The organism is Sinorhizobium sp. CCBAU 05631 (assembly GCF_002288505.1).
Taxonomy (GTDB): domain Bacteria; phylum Pseudomonadota; class Alphaproteobacteria; order Rhizobiales; family Rhizobiaceae; genus Sinorhizobium; species Sinorhizobium fredii_C.
Genome location: NZ_CP023063.1, coordinates 3,214,456 through 3,231,175, shown reverse-complemented (window position 1 = coordinate 3,231,175; position 16,720 = coordinate 3,214,456). Strand labels below are relative to the sequence as shown.

The following is a 16,720-nucleotide window of genomic DNA, read 5'->3' as shown; positions in this document are numbered from 1 at the left end:
CGATGGCGGTTAATCGCGGGGGCTTTTGCTGTGAGACGTCTTGAGGATTCGTTTAAAGTTGGCGAAAACGACTGCTTTCATCTCTTCAGCGCTTCGCCCGAGGGCCGAGCTTAGGTTGGAAACGCAGAATTCCACGTCGCGAGGTCGACTTGGCTTGCCTGCGCTTTCAGTGAATGGGCCGTCTGTCTCTGTAAGAATGCTCTTCAACGGAATGGAGTCCAATATCGCCGCCGACTTGGGCTTTCCCAACATCCGATCGTTTATTGAAAACATGCAGCCCATGGCCGCCGCGCGCCTCGCTTCAGAGACACTACCTGAAAACCAATGCAAAACCGGGATGTTTGAAGTCAGATCGAGCTGTTTCTCGATCATATCGAGGACTGTTGAGACCGTACGTACGGCATGAATGGAGAGAATCTTGCCGCCATGCGCGTTGCAGGCCTCCAACACTCGTTGGAAAACCCTTTGCTGATCGGGCAATGACTTTAAGTACTGAGGACTGGCGTCTAGCCCGACCTCGCCAACATAGGTCGTTTCGTGGAGTAGCCGTTCCCATAAAGGAAGCTCGCTTGCGTGCGTCGCGACCAATTGGGGATGGAGACCAAGCGCGACCCTCACGTATTTCCCCTCTGCAACCACAGACTTGTTGTGGGCCCAGGCGCGTGGTGTTGTCGTAACCGTGAGGGTGTAGATTCCTTCTTGTTCGCATTCACGCACCAGCGCCTGAAAATCGGGGTAGAGGTCGAGGTGGCAATGGAAGTCTACATAGCGAGTCACGAATCGGCTTTCGATGAGTGGGTTTCGACGCCTTGCAGAAAGAAGGCAACTTCCTCCATACCCCGCCTGTAGACGCCTTCCAACTCACCGATACGATCCAAATCCTCTGCCAGTGGTCCCGTCTTGAAGACAAAGGTACGAGCGCGCGATGGCTTCTGTTTCAGCCTCGCTATTGCATACTCAAAGCCACGGACCTGCTCGCCCTTTTTCGTCGTGCTGTCCAGGCCCGCCTTGCTCAAGTTCGGGACCCGGTATTGGGTTGGGTCGGCGATGATTTGACTTCCCTTGAGGAATGACGCCCGTCGGATAATGCACGGAAGGCAATAGCCACAATGTTTCTCCGTGGCTTTTTCCCACCTGCCATGTGACGGCTTCGCGCACGAAATCGAGAGTTTCGCGGTCTGCTTGAGGATGTCGGGCCGTTCGCAGTCGACAATCATCTCGCCTTTGGTCTTGTTCCAGTACGGGTTCTGAACTTTCCCGGGAATGCCAAGCAATCCGAGCAGCTCGTTCCAACGATGGAAGTAAAACGGATGTGTTGTCCGCGTGCTGTTACTCGCAAGCCGGGTCGGGTCGAGCGGAATATTGAGTGATATCAGACCGTTCTCGGGGACGTAGATCGGAAATGGTGCGCCGATTGCAGAGCCGGCAAAGGCCGCGAGCGCTATGAATAGGAACGAACGGCCTCGCGTCGAGTCCTCGGAACCGAGCTGCGGGAAGACATTGAGCACGTGGCTGGTAGGGAGGCTCAGACGTTTTGGGTTGCGCTTCGGGAACGAGCGAGCAACAAGTTTGAACAGGTCCGACTGCGGCTTGCTGATTGAACCATCAGCTTTGTGGCTGACGAATAAGATTTCCTCTGAACTTTTCTCGAGCTTGTCGATAGCTCCGATGAGGCTATCCAGGCCGCCTGAAAATAGTGAAATAGCCGAAAACTTCGGCTTCAACAGCGATCTTTGACTCGTGGGTCGACCTAGTTTGCCTTTCCACTCCCTGAAATCTATCACCCAAATGTCTCCGGTCAGAAATCGGAGCATTCTCTCCAGGACAGGCTTTGCGATCTCCCATCGCGCCGAGTTTGCGACCGGTAGATAGATGCCGATCTCGCGGGTCCAGCCGTCCTGGCTTGCGTCGATGCGATTGATCCTCGTGTCTGCAATCGAAATCAGCGATGCCAGAAGCAGTAGCTCGAGAGCCTCACCAGTCGGGGTACCGTATGCCTTTTTCAACTGAACGATGGCCGAATCGATACCAAGCGAGAGGTGTGCTGCAGGAAGGATGTCGAATAGATGGATTTCCTCATCGCCGCGAGGTGAGGGCGAGAACCTGTCAGAAGGGCCGAGTACGGGCGCGAGCACATATCTGGTCATTCGTCATCATCCCCGCTGTGTTCGAGGTTGGAGTAGGCCGTCTCGTAGATTCGATTAATCTGTGCGACCACCTCTCCCTCCCGGAAGACGCCGTTGGTGGCTTCCATTGCGTCCTGCACCCGGCCATGTATCCATTCTCTGAATTGATCGGTCAGGTTCACTGCCGACACGGCGGTTTCCGGAAGGGTTATCGCGCCGTTCGCTACGGCATTAAGCAATCTGCTCATGATGGTATTTGTGATGAAATGCTCGAGGACAAACCGGATTGTCTCCGCGTCCGGACGCTCAAGTCGCGCCATCATATCGGCGGGAACAAGATCGAGCGCTTCGGCATACGCATCACGGACAAATGCCTGATCCAGGTCGCCGCCCGGCTCGCAGACGTAGTCGATGAGGGCGTCGAATATCTCCCCTGTGGACCGCTGGGCGAGAGAGTCCAGATTTAACCTTCGTAATTCTTGCCTGATGTCTGACCCGTCGGCACCCGCCCGGAGCAGCAGTTCGGCTAGAGCGCTGGCCGATGCGCTATCCAGCCTCGCCCTTGCTGAGGCTCCGCGGGCACCGCCACTCCGTGAGACATACGACGAGGCCGCACGCCCGAATGAGCGCGCTCTGTCATCACGATCTGTAGATCGTGCCCCTTTGTTGAATGCCTTGCGGGCTGACGTAAATCTGGGAAGCGGCGGCGGAGGAGGGGCTGGGGCCGCGGGCTGGGTTGGATTTGCGGGACCCGGCTGATTAGTCGGATTTGCAGGGCTTGGCTGTTGAACCGGGGGCGTTCCCGGAGCGGGCGGGACTGTGCCCGGTATCCCCGACGGGTCATTGAGCCAGGAGGGAATCAGAGGGTTCTTGTTATTGCCGCCGCCGAATGGAGTGGAGGTTCCCATCAACGAGACCTCGTCTCGAGCTTGACCGCGGCCCTTAGTTCATCGCTTCCCGTGGTGGCCCAACGATTTCGAATTTCCCCTAGTCGCGCCTTTCCCGCTTCCGTTTTGACCGCTCGATCGTGACCGGAAGCTGCCCAGCGTCCGAGTTTTTCCGGGGGCATGTGAGACAGTAGTTCGAGATACCGCGCTTCGAACGCGGCTACCTTATTGACGAGCAGGACCATTCCTTCCAGGGAAACGGGCTTGGATGCCCAGTTCGTGGTGCGCAGTATGACACTTCTCAACTCGTCGAAAACCTTCCTCTGATCCGACGGCGATAACGCTTCGAACGCCGGGATGGCCTGCGTCGCGTAAAGGCCGCCTTTCGCAAAGTTATCGGCGAGTGCCTGCAGGGCAGGATCGAGAGCTGATCCCAGCAGTGTGAAGTTCCGAACGTCGTTCACAACGAACAGATATGGCCTTAGGTCTACCCTTCCTATCCAAGGTTCCTGCCCAGCCCAGGTCTCCACATAGGGCAGAGCCAGCCATGCATCGATTTTTGCCGAAGCATCGTAATCGGGCCGAGCTGCTGTTTGCGACGAGGGCTCCGTTTCCGCTTTCGCTTCCGCATCATCTGAAGCCGCATCCTCTTGTATCGCTTCCTCGCTCCGAGTGATGTCGGATCGGTGTAACGCCACTCGCTCTTCCAACTGGGCGAGGCTAGAGCTTTTGCCTTGAGGGTCCGATCCCACCTCTTTGGCGATGTCGGTGAAGACGCTGGTGGCAAACTGCTCAGCCAGCATGAGTTTCGCGAGAACTTGGCTGTCGATCTCGCTGCCGAATCCGCGCGCCTCGGCCACGGCCAGTCGAAGCGTCAGTGAGTTCATGAAGCGTTTTACGTTTCTCGGATTACCGGCCGTACCGGAAGCCAATATCGGCGCAATTCGATCCGCCAAGTTGACGGCAGAAACAACGTCCGGTGTGTATAGGTCTTTAAGGGCGTCGGAGACTTCGCGATCGCCGATGGATGTCTGCAGCCACGGCGACGACATGAACTCCTCTGCTTTTGCCAGCAGCTTTCCGAACTGCGCGGTTTGGTCGCCGATCAGGGAGCCGACTACGAGCAATGTCAGGTACGTTCGCGTCTCGGCTTCTCCCATGGCGGGAATCCTGAACGGAACTTGTATGAGCTTCTCGAGATACGCCCTGGGATAGTCCTGAGCTTCACTCTCAGAAGGAAGATGATCGAAGTGCTTGGCAACGGCATATTGGATCATGCGTTCGTCAGCACCGATGACAAACGCTGTCTTGGGCAGCATCACGAAGAGCCTGATCGCTTCGAGCGTCTCGACGGCCGTTTCCGGGAGGCACCGATCGAGATCGTCCACTAGCACGATCAGCCGATCGAGCCCCGCCTTATCGATCAGTTCCGCGAACGCATCGTGGAATTCACGAATGTTCCTCGCGACCGAAGGCTTGTCGTCCGTTTCCTTGATGTAGTCCTGGACGCCTTCTGCGATCGCCTCCAGGTTTTCTTGGGTGGCGAGGCTCGGCACGTTAGGCAATTTGGACCATGCGAACCGAGCAAGGTCCATCGCTTGATCCGGAGATGGCAGCCCGGTGAGGGCATTGACGAGAAGTCCGCTGCCTTTCTTTGCCACCTTGAGCCAGTTGATCCGTTTGGCGACGTCGATGATCTGATCTTTGGCCCGATGATATATGGTCTTGTTCGCAGCCAATTGGTCGACCACACCTTCGATCAATGCGATCTTCGCATCTTCGAAGCCCTCGAACTGCCAACCGTTAAAACGAATAACGACAGTTCGGCCGCCATCGAAGTCGTGGTCCGCGATCATCTCAAGAACGCTTGACTTTCCGGCTCCCCAATAGCCATGAACCCCGATCGTCAGCGGACGAGGGTCTTTGTTTCCGATAATCTCGATGATCGTGGATGCAATGGCTTTGTTTCGAAGAAGATCGACCCGGGTCTCGTGATCGCTGATGAACCCCAATCTTTGCCTTGGCGACGTCTCGTTCAAGGTCCCCACCCTCACTCGAAATCAACTTGTGGTACGCATCAGGCACTTTCACCCTTTTGGTGTCAATCGCATTTATGAACATCTCTGCGTAGTCTTCGATGCCGTGCTTCGACGCTCGGGCATGACGGCGGACCTGGGACGAGGGCGACGTGTAACTTAGCTAGAGGTCAATCAGACTCAATATATCTACAGATGTATCTATTGACCGCGACCGCCGCTGAGCTTACAGTTATATCTGTTGACATATCAGAGGGCATTCCATGCAGTTTACTCCTCGCATCCGCAGTCGGGCCGCGACACTCCCTCACGGCAACACCCTTCTCAAGATTGCCTCACAGGGCGCAATCCAGCAGAACATGCTCCAGCGAATTAGGAGCGGCGAGAAGCCAGTCACCGCACTCTCTCAACCCCTCGTCGATGCGGTAGGTATGGATAGTGCCCGCGACGACAATCTACGCCGTTTGGCGGGAGAGGTTGCGGCGTTCATCGTAGAGACGGAGTTTTCCTGCGTCCGTTCTTCGGCATCAAGGGTAATCCCAGGAGACCCTGTCTTCACAAGCGGTCAGCCATACCGGAAGGACAGCGGGCACCCGGCGATCACATCCGAGGGGACAGACGACGAGAAACAAATCGTGGAGGTTCTGCTCGCCGCGCTCGATGACGCTGGATTGGCCCGTTTGGAGGGACTTTTGTCCAAGGAGCGCCAGCGACGCGCGTGACGATCTGCAACTACGCGCGCCGCCGCTGGCGCGATACGCTAAGATGCCCTGGACCCGTCTCCTCGGGCAGTTCGACGCCCGCCAGCCAGTATCCCCGTCCCTTGCGCACCACCAGTGGCGAGTCTTGCAGCGCCTTCTTGAGCAGTTCGGTCGGGTTTTTGGAGCTGAACACGTACCCAGTCGCGTCGATCCCATTCAGTATTTGCGGGCCCGACAGGATTCGGCCAGCGCCTCTCAGCACCTCGGCAGCGAGTTCCCGGATGCGGTCGGACTCCGAACCTGCGGGTGCCTTCCTACGAGGCTTACGACCCTTCTTCTGTGTGGAAATCTCCAGCTGCTCGGTACGCAGTGTCGCTTGGGCCCCCGAAAGCTTATGGCCGCCAATCAACGCTGATACCTCCGCGACCAGTGCGTCGACGTCGGAATCCTCAGTCTGTATGAAGTTTTCGACTTGCTGGATGAACCGCGCATCGTTGGCCATCGTGGCCTGGAGCGCCTTGAGGTAGTCCTTTAACCGGCGCGCCTCCCGCTCTTTTGCGGCGTACTTTTCTTTGAGGGAAGCGAGGAATTCTAAACTAGGCTTCTGCGGCGACAATCTTTCCCTCTCTCAATTCATCTTTGCGGCTTGCGGGAGGATCGGCGGTATGCGTATGTTGGGGAAACGAGCGAATCAGTTCGGGCTGGCGGATGCATTGCAGTGCATCCGCCTCCCTAAACAGTGACCCTTCTAAGACAAGGACACCAGTTTGATGCGTATATACCATGCTCACTTTCCCCACGCTACAACTTTGCCGGCCGAATTCCGGTGGCGTTCCTATATCCGTCTGTAGGGACATTCTGTAGCTATAACAATGGCTTAGCCATTCCATCGTTCCCCGATTATCTTGGTGATTGAGCGTCGACTGCCGCGGGAAGACACATTCTTTGTCTCTTTCTCCGCGTGCCGACGAATCGAATCGCGTCCTTTGACGCCGGCCGGCCACGGTGAAGCGGGGAAAATTGCGCCTTACCGGCCGCGATCTGGAACACGAGTAGGCCTTCCTGCTCGGGCGCTAGGTCGTGCTTAGACAGGGAGAACGCGGGAAAGATGACCAGAAGAAGTGCAATTCTCGGGGAGCGAGGGCTTCCTCGGCAGCGAACGCTTTCAGGCGAGCAGTCTCAGGACAAGCTAGGCGGAGGGCGTACCACGGACCCTTACGACGAAAGTCAAACCGGTAGCTCACTCGACGCTGAAAGCATCCGCAGGTCGCCAAGCTGGTCGATTTTGAAAAGCTTGGAAGTACCTCGGGTTCACACCTTATCGGCTGGCCTCTCCGCCGCGGAAAGAAAGGGGGAACGAGAGCGGGCGATCGTTTTGCGAAGTAAAAACACTTGCTCTCGAAGGGGCACCATCCCGTAGTTCGTGAGAGCGTTTGCTTCGGCGGGAGCCTCGTGTGGGGTTTATATTTTCCCCCGGTTGAAAAGGGGAAATGAAGACCCCATGCATGTGCCTGTCAAATCCGAGGGAGGCGAAGTCTTCCATTCGGGTTCCTGAATTCGGGGAATTCAAGGTCCCAATTCCGTACCATCCACCGTCAACTCAAAGCGACGATTTGCGAACGTCGCACGCGACCGGCTGCGCACTTTAGCCGAAGGAGACAGATCGTATGAAGAAAAGGAATCAACGGCTGAGCCAATGGGGCGACCACCGCGTGCCACTCGATGTAGAGGCAACCAGCCGCGGACTGGCGTGGGTTGGTTATGCGCAAGAGCTCCAGGCTTTTTACCTTCAGTCCGCCTTCGATCAATGGCGGAAAAAATATCACTCGGCTCCCGATGAGGCGAATGCTGCGTTTCATGAAACCGCGGATTGGATAAAGGCAAACCCCCTCATCGACAGAATGGAAGACGTTGATATCGCGCGCTGTGTGAACGCGCTGACTGTGAACTTCTATCGTTCAATCGAGCCGGAAGCGCGAGCGCTCGGCGTCCCTCCGGAGGGGCTTTTATGGGCCGCCATGATGCATGTGCGGGTGACCGAAAAGAACTACACCTTCGGCGGCATGTTGCGGGTCATCCTCCGTGCACACGAAGTGTGGAAAGAGCATCATAGCATTGCCTTTGCGAACGAAGGCGAGTTGGAGGCGTTCCTCTTCAAGTTTCTCCATACGCGCGTCCGCCAACTAGCCCCGGCGGGCTGGGACGATCCCTTGCCTGACGATTTGATCGTTGAATACCAGATACTCTTGGATTTTTGCCAGTACATGGCCCTGGTGGAAGGGCTTTCACCCTTCGGAAAAGCGATGGGTGCTGGCCTCCCAAATATGCCCGTCCGCTGTGATAGCGATGAATTCCGTCGGCGTGCTTTCGACGCCCTGACGCGGTTCGACAAGATGGAGTTCGAGGCTCTCCTGCCGTTCTGAACTGCAAAGCCGAATTCACATAAACGGTGGCTAACCCGACGCTTGGTCCAGCGTCAATCGAAGGGCCCTATTACCTCATCCGGAGAAAACCATGTCCAAGAAACCAACCCACAATCGGCACAGCGGCAAATACAAGCATTGCGTCCCGGTCGCGACGAAGCACTATATCGCATTCGACGATCAGCAACTATCTGAAAGGCGAGATCAAGAATTATTGTCGCCCGAAATTGATACGCGGCACGCCATATGCCGCCCGAAGGACGCGTCGAGGGAAGATGACGATGAGAACATTCCCGACGAAGAATTCGAAGATGTCCCCAATCCGCTGGCGCGACGCATCTTTACAGGCCGCGAAGCATTCACGGCATTCCTGGCGCAGCTCAAAACGCGCCGCCCAAAGGACAAAAGCGATCTGGTTACGCTCTTTTTCATTTCGATCTGGGTCCGGTTGAAAGAAGGACGGCCGGTAAGTTCGTACGGAACAGCCCCTTTCGCCGACCGTGTTTTCTGCGATGCGCGTGTCTCAGCCGTCGACCGCCCGAAGCTTTGGATTAAGCGGGAGCTGAACTCAATCGTAGAGCTCATGGTCACGCACGGGGCTTAGAGACCCAGCTTCCACCGGTCGAAGCACCCATCCAGTGGAGGGCGAGGTGCTCGGCGGTCCGCGAACTTCACCGCATTCAAATGCTCAACGTGATCTCCGATCCAGTTGGATCGGGACGGGAAAACTGTGCCCTGAAGGAGGGTAAAACATGAAAGCATGGAAGATGCCCCGATCCCAGGACGATCTGTCCATCCGCGACATCGTAAAGGCTTCGCACCTCGGTAAGGCGACGCCCTCGAAAATTCCCAAACCCACGGATTTAGGAAAAGACACTTGGACGTTCCTGATCCCCCTTGCTGATGATGCGTGGAATTTGGCGGGCAGACCGGCTTTCGAGAACGCGTTTCAGGTCGAGGCATTCTTGTGCTCGGTCGTGGTCAATGCTCCAGGCTTCAATGCCTACACCCTCACCAAACGGGACAGTCGTGCCGAAGTGAATCTGCACATCAGGTGCTTTCGAAACTACCTCTCGATGCCGAACGGTCAGTCGGAGTTGCACGCGGCTGCGGCGTTCTATTCTTCGGCACTGGGGTCGCACGCACCATCAGCCAATGCCCGCGGGTTTCTCGATTACTACCGGACGCGTGCCGACCAATTCTCTCTTTGGCATTCGCAATACGTGCTGGAAACGAGACGTCGGGCTGTCGAAGGAATTCTTTCTGACGCCCCGAAGTCCCACGAGCCTGTGATCACCACCTGGAAGCCGGACGAACTTTCCGCGCAAATCGCAAATGTAACAGGTTGGTATATCCGCTCCTCCGCTATCGAGGCTCAACTGATGGGGCTTCCGTCCGAGGCTTTGGTGTGGCGGGCGGCGCTTCGTGCGGTCGGGTTCTCTGAACCTGTCGATGATCTCCTTTGCCTACAAGCGGTGTCCGAATACCAGCAGGTATGGGAATCATTCGCGAAACCCAGCACCCGGTCTCATGCTGATGTTGAAAGCCTTCTGGCATCGATACTGCTGGAAAGGATTGTCAAGTGGGACAAGTCTTCTACCAAGATTCCCAACAGCGTCCTCTTGAAACAGTACGTTTGCATGCGTGAGTTCGCTGGCTTCGTCGCCCGGAACGGCGCGGTCTCCGGCTTCGGGCGAGCGCTGAGCAAATTTGTACACGGAGTTGAGCTCTCGGAGGATTGCGCTCTGGACTGGGCGCTTGCCAGGTTGGACCTTGTCCCCTCCGGGGAATGCTCGATTGCCGAAATCGAAGACCCGGATGCAGCCGGCTTCCGGAAGGCGCAGTCCTGGCTCGGTCCGCAGTCACCAGGAATGTCCTACTAGGCAGCCAGCGACTGGCCCTTTCGGGCGTCATCAATTTCTTTCCCACTTCACTTCGAGCGTCCGGACACGTGCGCGCGGCGGGTCCCGCGCGCCCATTCCGAGCCGACCAAACGAGGATTTGCCAATGTTAGACATCATTGTGCCGAGCGGCGAGAACCGCAGGGCAAGGAGAAGACTCAAGAAGGTCGCCAGTTTGCCGGCGCTCCGTTCGTTCGAGCGCGGTCTTAACTTTTTCTATGTCACTCAAACCGTGATGAGAGGAACCAGGCGTTTCGTATGGCCTGTTCTCTACTTCATTGTGCCGGAAGGTAAGCATCTGCATATAGTCAGGCTGGAGACCCTTCTGGATTACTTCGAGGAGCACACCGCTCGGTCGCACCAGTGGCGTCTCCTCCGTGCGCGGGGGGTCGGTCTTATGATCGACTCCTCGGTGTCACGCCTCAATCTGCTTTCGGATCAACAGCGGGGGGACACGGGCGAGCCTATTGAGCGCTACCTGCTTAAACAGTTCGCTCTGGACCTCGCCCACGGGACGATCGATCTCCACGAAAACGGTACGAAAACGGATCGATCAAACCTGTTTTGGTACGCTCGTGGCAAAGAAGCCGACAAACTGCTGGCGGCGGCATCTGCCTACATCGCATGGCTCGGTGAAAACACAGGTGCCAAGCGGTGGACGTTCGCCGCTTCCGTCGACGATGTGAGGCAAAATCCCGTCAATGCTTTCCGAATGGCGGCCGAGCTTGCTATACGCAGGAAAAAGAGCTTCCTCAGCTACCTCGAGGGCGAAGAGAGGGCACCTTCGCACAGGTTCGCCGCGATCACGGGCACTCATGACCACGACGCGAAACCAATCCATTCCTTTCCGGCCAAATATTTCTCGCCAATGCTGTTCGAGGCCTTTCGGACAGACGACGGCGAGGTCGACCATGCGGCACAGCTGATCGCGCATATCTTGCTAGCGGGTGGGCTTCGCTCGAGCGAGCCATTCCACTTCTACGTCTCAGACGTGCAGTTCATGGCGGATGAACCGGTGGTGTTCATGCATCATCCTGAGTTCGGAGAAATTCTCGATCGTAAACGGAGTACGGATCGGAAAGCTTTTCTGCTGAGGCGCTATAAAATGCTGCCGCGCACAAAGCAGTCGGGGGCAGGAAAAGCCGGTTGGAAATCCGTGCTGGGTGATGACGTAGGAACGCCCATCTTCTGGCTACCCATTCCCGGGCTACCTGAGCGCATCGCGGATTTACTACGCAATTACATCCTGCGGATACGGCCGGCGATCATGCGCGGCCGCGCACCACATCTCAAAGATCATCCATTTCTGTTCGTCAATCCGCGGGATTCGACCGATGCCGGTGGAGGACAAATCGGTGATCCCTACACGATGTCGGCATTCAAGGGCGCATGGAAACGCGCCATCGGGCGGTTGGCTCGCATTTACGATGATCCCGACCTCGCAGTCTTAAAAGCAAAGGGTACGACAGCGCATGGGCCGCGCCATCTGTACGGCCGTTTCCTGCGAACCCTCGAGCTCGAACCCGACATAATTCAACAGGCGATGCACCATCGCAGCATCTTCAGTCAGCTGATCTACACGCGGCTCAGCTCGAGCGAACTCAATCACCTCATCAAGAAAAGCGCCAAGCGCCCGGACGTGCCCAAAATGGCCGTCCAAATCATGAGCTCCGTTACAAACTTCCGAAATCACTACCAACAGAAAGGCTTTTGAAATGAAGCAGATACGCGGAACGAAGGTTTGGGTGAATCTCACGACCCGGCACATCAGTCGATCAGGAAACGTCACGTTGGATCGCACCATCATCGAGGCCTTGTCCATTCTGAAGGCCTACCCAACAAACAAGCCGCTGACCTCCGACATTCTCGAAAAGATAGACCTCGTGATCAATTCTGATGTCTGCCTTTCTCCATCGTTCTTCTATGAAAGAGACAAACGGCCGTCCAAGCTCGTTGTTCTGGAAATGGTCAAGCAAACCGAGTTGGGTGCCCAGATGTGGGAGGCGCTTCACGAAGCCGGTGCACTCACGTTTATCGAGCGGCTGACGACAAAACAGCGCCAGAGCGGTTATACCTCAGAGATCGCCCGTATTCTCGGAGTTTTCGCGCTTTGCACGATCGGCGAGGAGAACTTTGCTGACTTCCCGCTCCCGGCGATTCATGCGGTGGTTGACTTCTTCCGCAGTGATAACGGGAGACGTTGGCGCGGCGAGCTCTGGGGAGCCGGCGAAGTCGGATTTCAGTGCATGCGCGAGATTGTTCTCGCGCTTGCCAAAATCAGAAACGATCCAGCGCTCGCGGCAAAGTCTGGCCAAGAGAGGGAGTACGGTGATCTTCATCGCCATACTCGGCGCGGCTGGGCCGCTATTTGCAACAGCGACGATCCGCTCGATCGGGAACTCAGTCGCCGTTACGCCGACTACGACCAGCAGGCAACGGACAAGCCCCAAGCACGACAGCAGATGGTACTAGACCTGCGCGCCTACTTCGAAAACGTCGGCATCGACGGGCCTCTTTCCGAGGCTCTCCGGAAAAAGAATTGGAAGCCCTCCTTCGTCGATTTTCTCGTCGAAAGGACCGGGAGCGTGACGAAATATATAAAAGCGCATGCCGGCCGGGCGCAACGGTTTCTGGACTTCACCATTCGTCAGCTCGAAGAAGAACACCCAGGTGTGGTCTTCCATTCCCTCGTCACACAGCACGATATCGCTGTTCTGAAAAATGAAGTGGAAAGCGGTCCTCCGAAAAGGCGGACAACGGCGTCGAGACCCTTGCCGGGAAAACTGCACGCGATCGCAAAAGCAATTTTAGACGAAGGCGAGGCCGGATGGCCTGGCCAATCTGGGTTCTTCCATGAGTGGGTGGAAGTCAATGGCAAGCGCCAAAAGATATACTGCCCGGTGATTCCAACACTCCTCCGGACAGCGATGGACCTACCGTTGCGGATGGGGCAGCTGCGTCGACTGGACTCCGGCGAAGGCGACCTCGAAATGTTCAACGGTGACACCATGACCTGGGAGCCGAACACCAGTCCTCTGGCAGGCTACTGGAAGCGAGAAGAGGGGCGCGGTCGATGAAACCATGGGAACTTATGCAGCGCCGTTTGAACGCCCGCACTGCATCGATCACAGGGGTCTTGATCTCGAGGTTGGAAACTGATCCAGACAGCAATCCCGTCGAAAGTCCAAGCCTCGATAAACGGCTATGGCAGCTCCGTCTTTGGCAGGAAAAGCACAACCCGATTACCGAGCCCCTTGCTCCTCACCGGTACGTCGAGCACCCGGAGGAATATCCGCCGGACAAGCTGAAGAATCTGCCGTCGATATTTCCGCTGGCTCGCCTCTTTCCCACGCCAAGACAACCTGTGCCGGGTCGCATTGCGACAACGCGGGAGGTCGCGAAAGGCTGGATGATGCTTCTGGTGGAAGTCGAGCGTCGTTGGAACCTGGAAAACGAAGACGATCAGATCGTGCTCGTCGAGCGCGATGGATCGGGCAGACCGATCAGAACTCTCTACCCTTTGTCTCATCTATCGGCGGCACAACGGAATGTACTTCGGCATCAGGTGTTTGGACGGATGGAGGACGTACGATGAGAAAGACTGCTAGCCATGGGGATGGGGTCGGATATCAGGGTGTCACGGGGTTATTCGTGAACACCAATAACTCGGACGAACGTTACGATGCCCCCTGGGACAATCCCCTAATTCGCGGGCACCTCAGGGACCTTGAGCGGTGGGCGCGGCGGTATGCTGCCGAAAGCGAAGCGCCGTTTCCGAACAGTCATCGTGCTAGTGGCAGGAGAAGCTCGGACCAATGAGAACCAGAGGCTATGCATACAGGTTCGAAGACACGGTCCCGAACATCACGGGGTTCTATGTCAACACCAATAAGACTGGCGAACCTTACCAAATTCCGTGGGAACACGAGGAAACGCACAAACGCCTTTGGCACTTGCGACAGTGGCAGGTGCGCTACAACCCTATCAAAAAGGCCCTATCTCCGGAACAATACCTCGACAACCCCGACGAATATCCAGACGTCACCAAGAAACGGCTACCGAGAATTCTGCCGATAGCAAGGCTATTTCCGACGTCTCGGCGGCCGTGGGCAGGGCGCATTCCCACGTCTTCGGAGATCGACAAAGCCTGGCACAAGCTCATGGTTGAGGTTGAGCGCCGCTGGAACCTGGAGAACCCGGACAACCAGGTAATGATTGTTCGGTACCAGGAAAAGACGGGTCAACCTCAAGGGTCGATCTACAACATCCACGGAATGCGAGTGCGAGGTCTAACTGATCTTCGTCGCGGGGGAATGTCGTTAGACGTGCTCAGCAAATTCGTTGCGGGCCACGCGAGCCTGATGATGACCCTCTACTACCTCGAGTTTGAGCCTGCTTCTGTCAATGCAATGATCTCCAAAGCAGCTGTGGAAGCGAAGGCTACGGAAATCAATGACTTCGTTACCGATTTCAAGAAGCTGAGCTATGAGGATGCTCGTCGCCGTTCGGTATCGGTTCATCCTGACGCAATTGCCGCGGCCGTAGAATCGCCATCAAAGATCGAGTTCTGCAACGTCGACATCGGGATGTGCCCGTTCGATGGAGCCCGCTGCTATGATGGCGGACCTGTACTCCGTGCCGACAACCGATCCGGCGGCTCCTTCGGTGTCCACGGAGACGTTGGGTCGCGCAATTGCATCATGTGCCGTCATTTTGTCAGTGGTCCGCCGTGGATACCGCAACTTGAGCTGTACGGCGGCAAGCTGTGTGCGAAGCGCCAATACCTTGCACGGAAGGAGACTGAAATAAACGAACGAGCTGCCCTCCTCCGAGACCAGAGGGAAGCCGGGCTGAATACCCGCGCGGAGGAAATGACGGCTTCAGCCGCCTTGCAAGCCGATCTCATCGCAATCAAGGACGAGCAGGAAATGAACGAAACTGCAATCTTCAATGTCGAGATGCTACTCACTGCGAGCATTGAAATCATGGCGAGGACCGAGGAAGGTGACTCGGAAAGCGGAATTGCCTTGGTGGGCAACGATCGCCGGTCCGCCGTCCAATATGTAGAGGTACCGGAGTTCGTCCGGGCTTTGATGCTGGCGCGCGTTGCTGAGGTATATCCTGTGCTTGGCGACGACCGAATCATTGCAGAGCGGGACCGAATGATCGATCTCATCATGCATAATGCTGGAGAAGTCCCCCTCGGGTTGCGTGTGAATATCACGGACCGCCAGCGCAATCGCGCCAGGGATATGTTGTCTAAATGGATGCTCGGCCGCCTGAAGGCTCACGACATCGCGGCCTTGGGCGACGGTCGCCAGCGCCTTCAGGACCTTCGCGTCGCAGGGGAGGTCAAGGCTATGATAAGCCGTGCTCTGTCGGATTCGGTTCCCCTCGGAACAGGCCTCACGGATTCCTCGTTGAGAAGCCTCGAGCACAGCGAGGTGCGATAATGGCCTCGAGAAAAGGAGCGATTATTCAAATCGCGGAAAAGTCTTCTGAGCTGATAATAGAGGCATTGCCGCATGAACGGGCGGTGGCGAAAGCCAACTACCAGAAGATTGCTGCGGTCTGCAGAGCCTTGGTTAGCAGACAAAAAACACCTTACTTTCCGACGGCAATCCTGGTGGCGGAGGAAGGCGGAACTGCGGACGCAGAATTTCCGAGCGCGCGAACAATTCATAATGCCTACGCCGATATGATGCGCATATGGAAGCGCGCGTACCATGACATTACCAACATCATGGCCAACGACGCGATATCACTAGATGAACTTCCTTCCGTCGATCTTAGCGACGCCGACGCCAACACGAAACACGTGTTTGACGAACTGTACCGGCATCTCAGAGAGGTCCATCAGCGAAACAACGCGCTGAAAAAACTAATCACGGACAGCGTCCCGGTTGATGCTGATCAGATTCCCGCCGCTTCGGGCCGTATCATCGACGCTCTGGAGTGGTGGCTAAATTGGGTGCGCTCGGGTTTGTTCACGCTGGATGAAGATGGCCTGAAGGTCAGCAGAAAATCGCCGATTGGAACGGTAATTATGGACGCTGAAATGTTGAACGACATGCAAACCCTCGTAGAGGATTTCAGAGCGGCAGATAGATTGCGTCGGAACCAAAAGCCAGACTAGCAAGGGGTGGCCCGGTTCACTCGTCAATTTGTGCGATGGTCCGGGCCGTTCAGCCACAGCATACGATCGATTTACAGGCCACGTAAATCTGCGTCCGCTTGGGACTCCGGTTTCAATCTTCAATCAGCCGCCTTTTCCTTTCTCCAGGCGACTAGAGTCGAACTCATGCAAGCAATCAAGAATGATAGCAATCCTGATAGCACGAAAGCCTGCCATCGAACGTCTGCTAAGCTATGATGGAGGCAGCTCGTGCCGATGGAACGAAGAGGGTTGAAACCCGAGAGCGGGATGTGGCGGATAATAAACCGCTGTTGGCTCCGCAGGTACCGACCCAGCGACGTGCGGAGATTTGGTGTCCACGAGAGGATTCGAACCTCCGACCCCAGGATTCATACCACTTCGGCTTTCGCCGCCGCTTCCGCGTTCGTGGTCTGGACTGTCCCTTCACCATAGGCGAGATGCCTTTAGGTGCTGCCCGTCCAGTCTCTACACACTTCCCCAGATTTCTCC

Annotated in this window: 14 protein-coding genes; 9 read left to right on the top strand and 5 right to left on the bottom strand. The window is 56.4% G+C overall.

Features of this window, described 5'->3' with window-relative positions:
* Window positions 1-9: 9 nt before the first annotated feature.
* The 4 genes from qatD to qatA are packed head-to-tail and all read right to left on the bottom strand — an operon-like array spanning window position 10 to window position 5,052.
* The gene (qatD, locus tag SS05631_RS15775; protein ID WP_037417425.1) at window positions 10-777 is read right to left on the bottom strand and encodes a Qat anti-phage system TatD family nuclease QatD; all 768 of its coding nucleotides are present in this window, start codon (window positions 775-777) and stop codon (window positions 10-12) included.
* Window positions 774-2,147, bottom strand: a complete 1,374-nt coding sequence (gene qatC / locus SS05631_RS15770) for a Qat anti-phage system QueC-like protein QatC (protein WP_037417421.1) — start codon at window positions 2,145-2,147, stop codon at window positions 774-776. The genes qatD and qatC overlap by 4 nt, the downstream gene beginning before the upstream one ends.
* Window positions 2,144-3,034, bottom strand: a complete 891-nt coding sequence (gene qatB, locus SS05631_RS31055; protein ID WP_157747996.1) for a Qat anti-phage system associated protein QatB — start codon at window positions 3,032-3,034, stop codon at window positions 2,144-2,146. The genes qatC and qatB overlap by 4 nt, the downstream gene beginning before the upstream one ends.
* On the bottom strand, window positions 3,034-5,052 hold the full coding sequence (qatA, locus tag SS05631_RS15755) for a Qat anti-phage system ATPase QatA (protein ID WP_157213165.1): 2,019 nt from the start codon (window positions 5,050-5,052) through the stop codon (window positions 3,034-3,036). Before qatA ends, qatB begins: the two co-directional genes overlap by 1 nt.
* A gap of 260 nt (window positions 5,053-5,312) precedes the next feature.
* On the opposite strand from qatA, the gene SS05631_RS15750 reads away from it, so the two are divergent.
* Window positions 5,313-5,771, top strand: coding sequence for a hypothetical protein (locus SS05631_RS15750; protein ID WP_037417414.1), 459 nt, complete (start codon window positions 5,313-5,315; stop codon window positions 5,769-5,771).
* A gap of 10 nt (window positions 5,772-5,781) precedes the next feature.
* Here SS05631_RS15750 and SS05631_RS15745 read toward each other — a convergent pair whose 3' ends face one another.
* Window positions 5,782-6,366, bottom strand: a complete 585-nt coding sequence (locus tag SS05631_RS15745; RefSeq protein ID WP_037417412.1) for a hypothetical protein — start codon at window positions 6,364-6,366, stop codon at window positions 5,782-5,784.
* A gap of 1,051 nt (window positions 6,367-7,417) precedes the next feature.
* Here SS05631_RS15745 and SS05631_RS15740 point away from each other — a divergent pair.
* The 8 genes from SS05631_RS15740 to SS05631_RS15705 all read left to right on the top strand — a co-directional run bounded on the left by SS05631_RS15740 (window position 7,418) and on the right by SS05631_RS15705 (window position 16,210).
* Window positions 7,418-8,173, top strand: a complete 756-nt coding sequence (locus SS05631_RS15740; RefSeq protein WP_037417410.1) for a hypothetical protein — start codon at window positions 7,418-7,420, stop codon at window positions 8,171-8,173.
* Window positions 8,174-8,264: 91 nt separating this feature from the next.
* Window positions 8,265-8,777: a hypothetical protein gene (locus tag SS05631_RS15735; RefSeq protein WP_037417406.1), complete on the top strand. Its 513-nt coding sequence runs from the start codon at window positions 8,265-8,267 to the stop codon at window positions 8,775-8,777.
* 148 nt (window positions 8,778-8,925) lie between these two features.
* Window positions 8,926-10,056 carry a hypothetical protein gene (locus SS05631_RS15730; RefSeq protein WP_037417403.1) on the top strand — a complete coding sequence of 377 codons (1,131 nt, stop codon included), beginning with the start codon at window positions 8,926-8,928 and terminating at the stop codon, window positions 10,054-10,056.
* A 124-nt stretch (window positions 10,057-10,180) separates the two neighbouring features.
* The gene (locus tag SS05631_RS15725; protein ID WP_037417401.1) at window positions 10,181-11,788 is read left to right on the top strand and encodes a hypothetical protein; all 1,608 of its coding nucleotides are present in this window, start codon (window positions 10,181-10,183) and stop codon (window positions 11,786-11,788) included.
* 1 nt (window position 11,789) lies between these two features.
* Entirely contained in the window at window positions 11,790-13,151 is a 1,362-nt protein-coding gene (locus SS05631_RS15720) for a VPA1269 family protein (protein WP_037417398.1), read from the top strand.
* A complete protein-coding gene (locus SS05631_RS15715; protein WP_037417395.1) occupies window positions 13,148-13,669 on the top strand; it encodes a hypothetical protein in 522 nt (173 codons plus the stop codon). The genes SS05631_RS15720 and SS05631_RS15715 overlap by 4 nt, the downstream gene beginning before the upstream one ends.
* A 220-nt stretch (window positions 13,670-13,889) precedes the next feature.
* Window positions 13,890-15,527 carry a VPA1269 family protein gene (locus tag SS05631_RS15710; RefSeq protein WP_037417391.1) on the top strand — a complete coding sequence of 546 codons (1,638 nt, stop codon included), beginning with the start codon at window positions 13,890-13,892 and terminating at the stop codon, window positions 15,525-15,527.
* Complete coding sequence (locus SS05631_RS15705; protein WP_037417388.1) at window positions 15,527-16,210, top strand: hypothetical protein; 684 nt, start codon at window positions 15,527-15,529, stop codon at window positions 16,208-16,210. Before SS05631_RS15710 ends, SS05631_RS15705 begins: the two co-directional genes overlap by 1 nt.
* Window positions 16,211-16,720 lie beyond the last annotated feature (510 nt).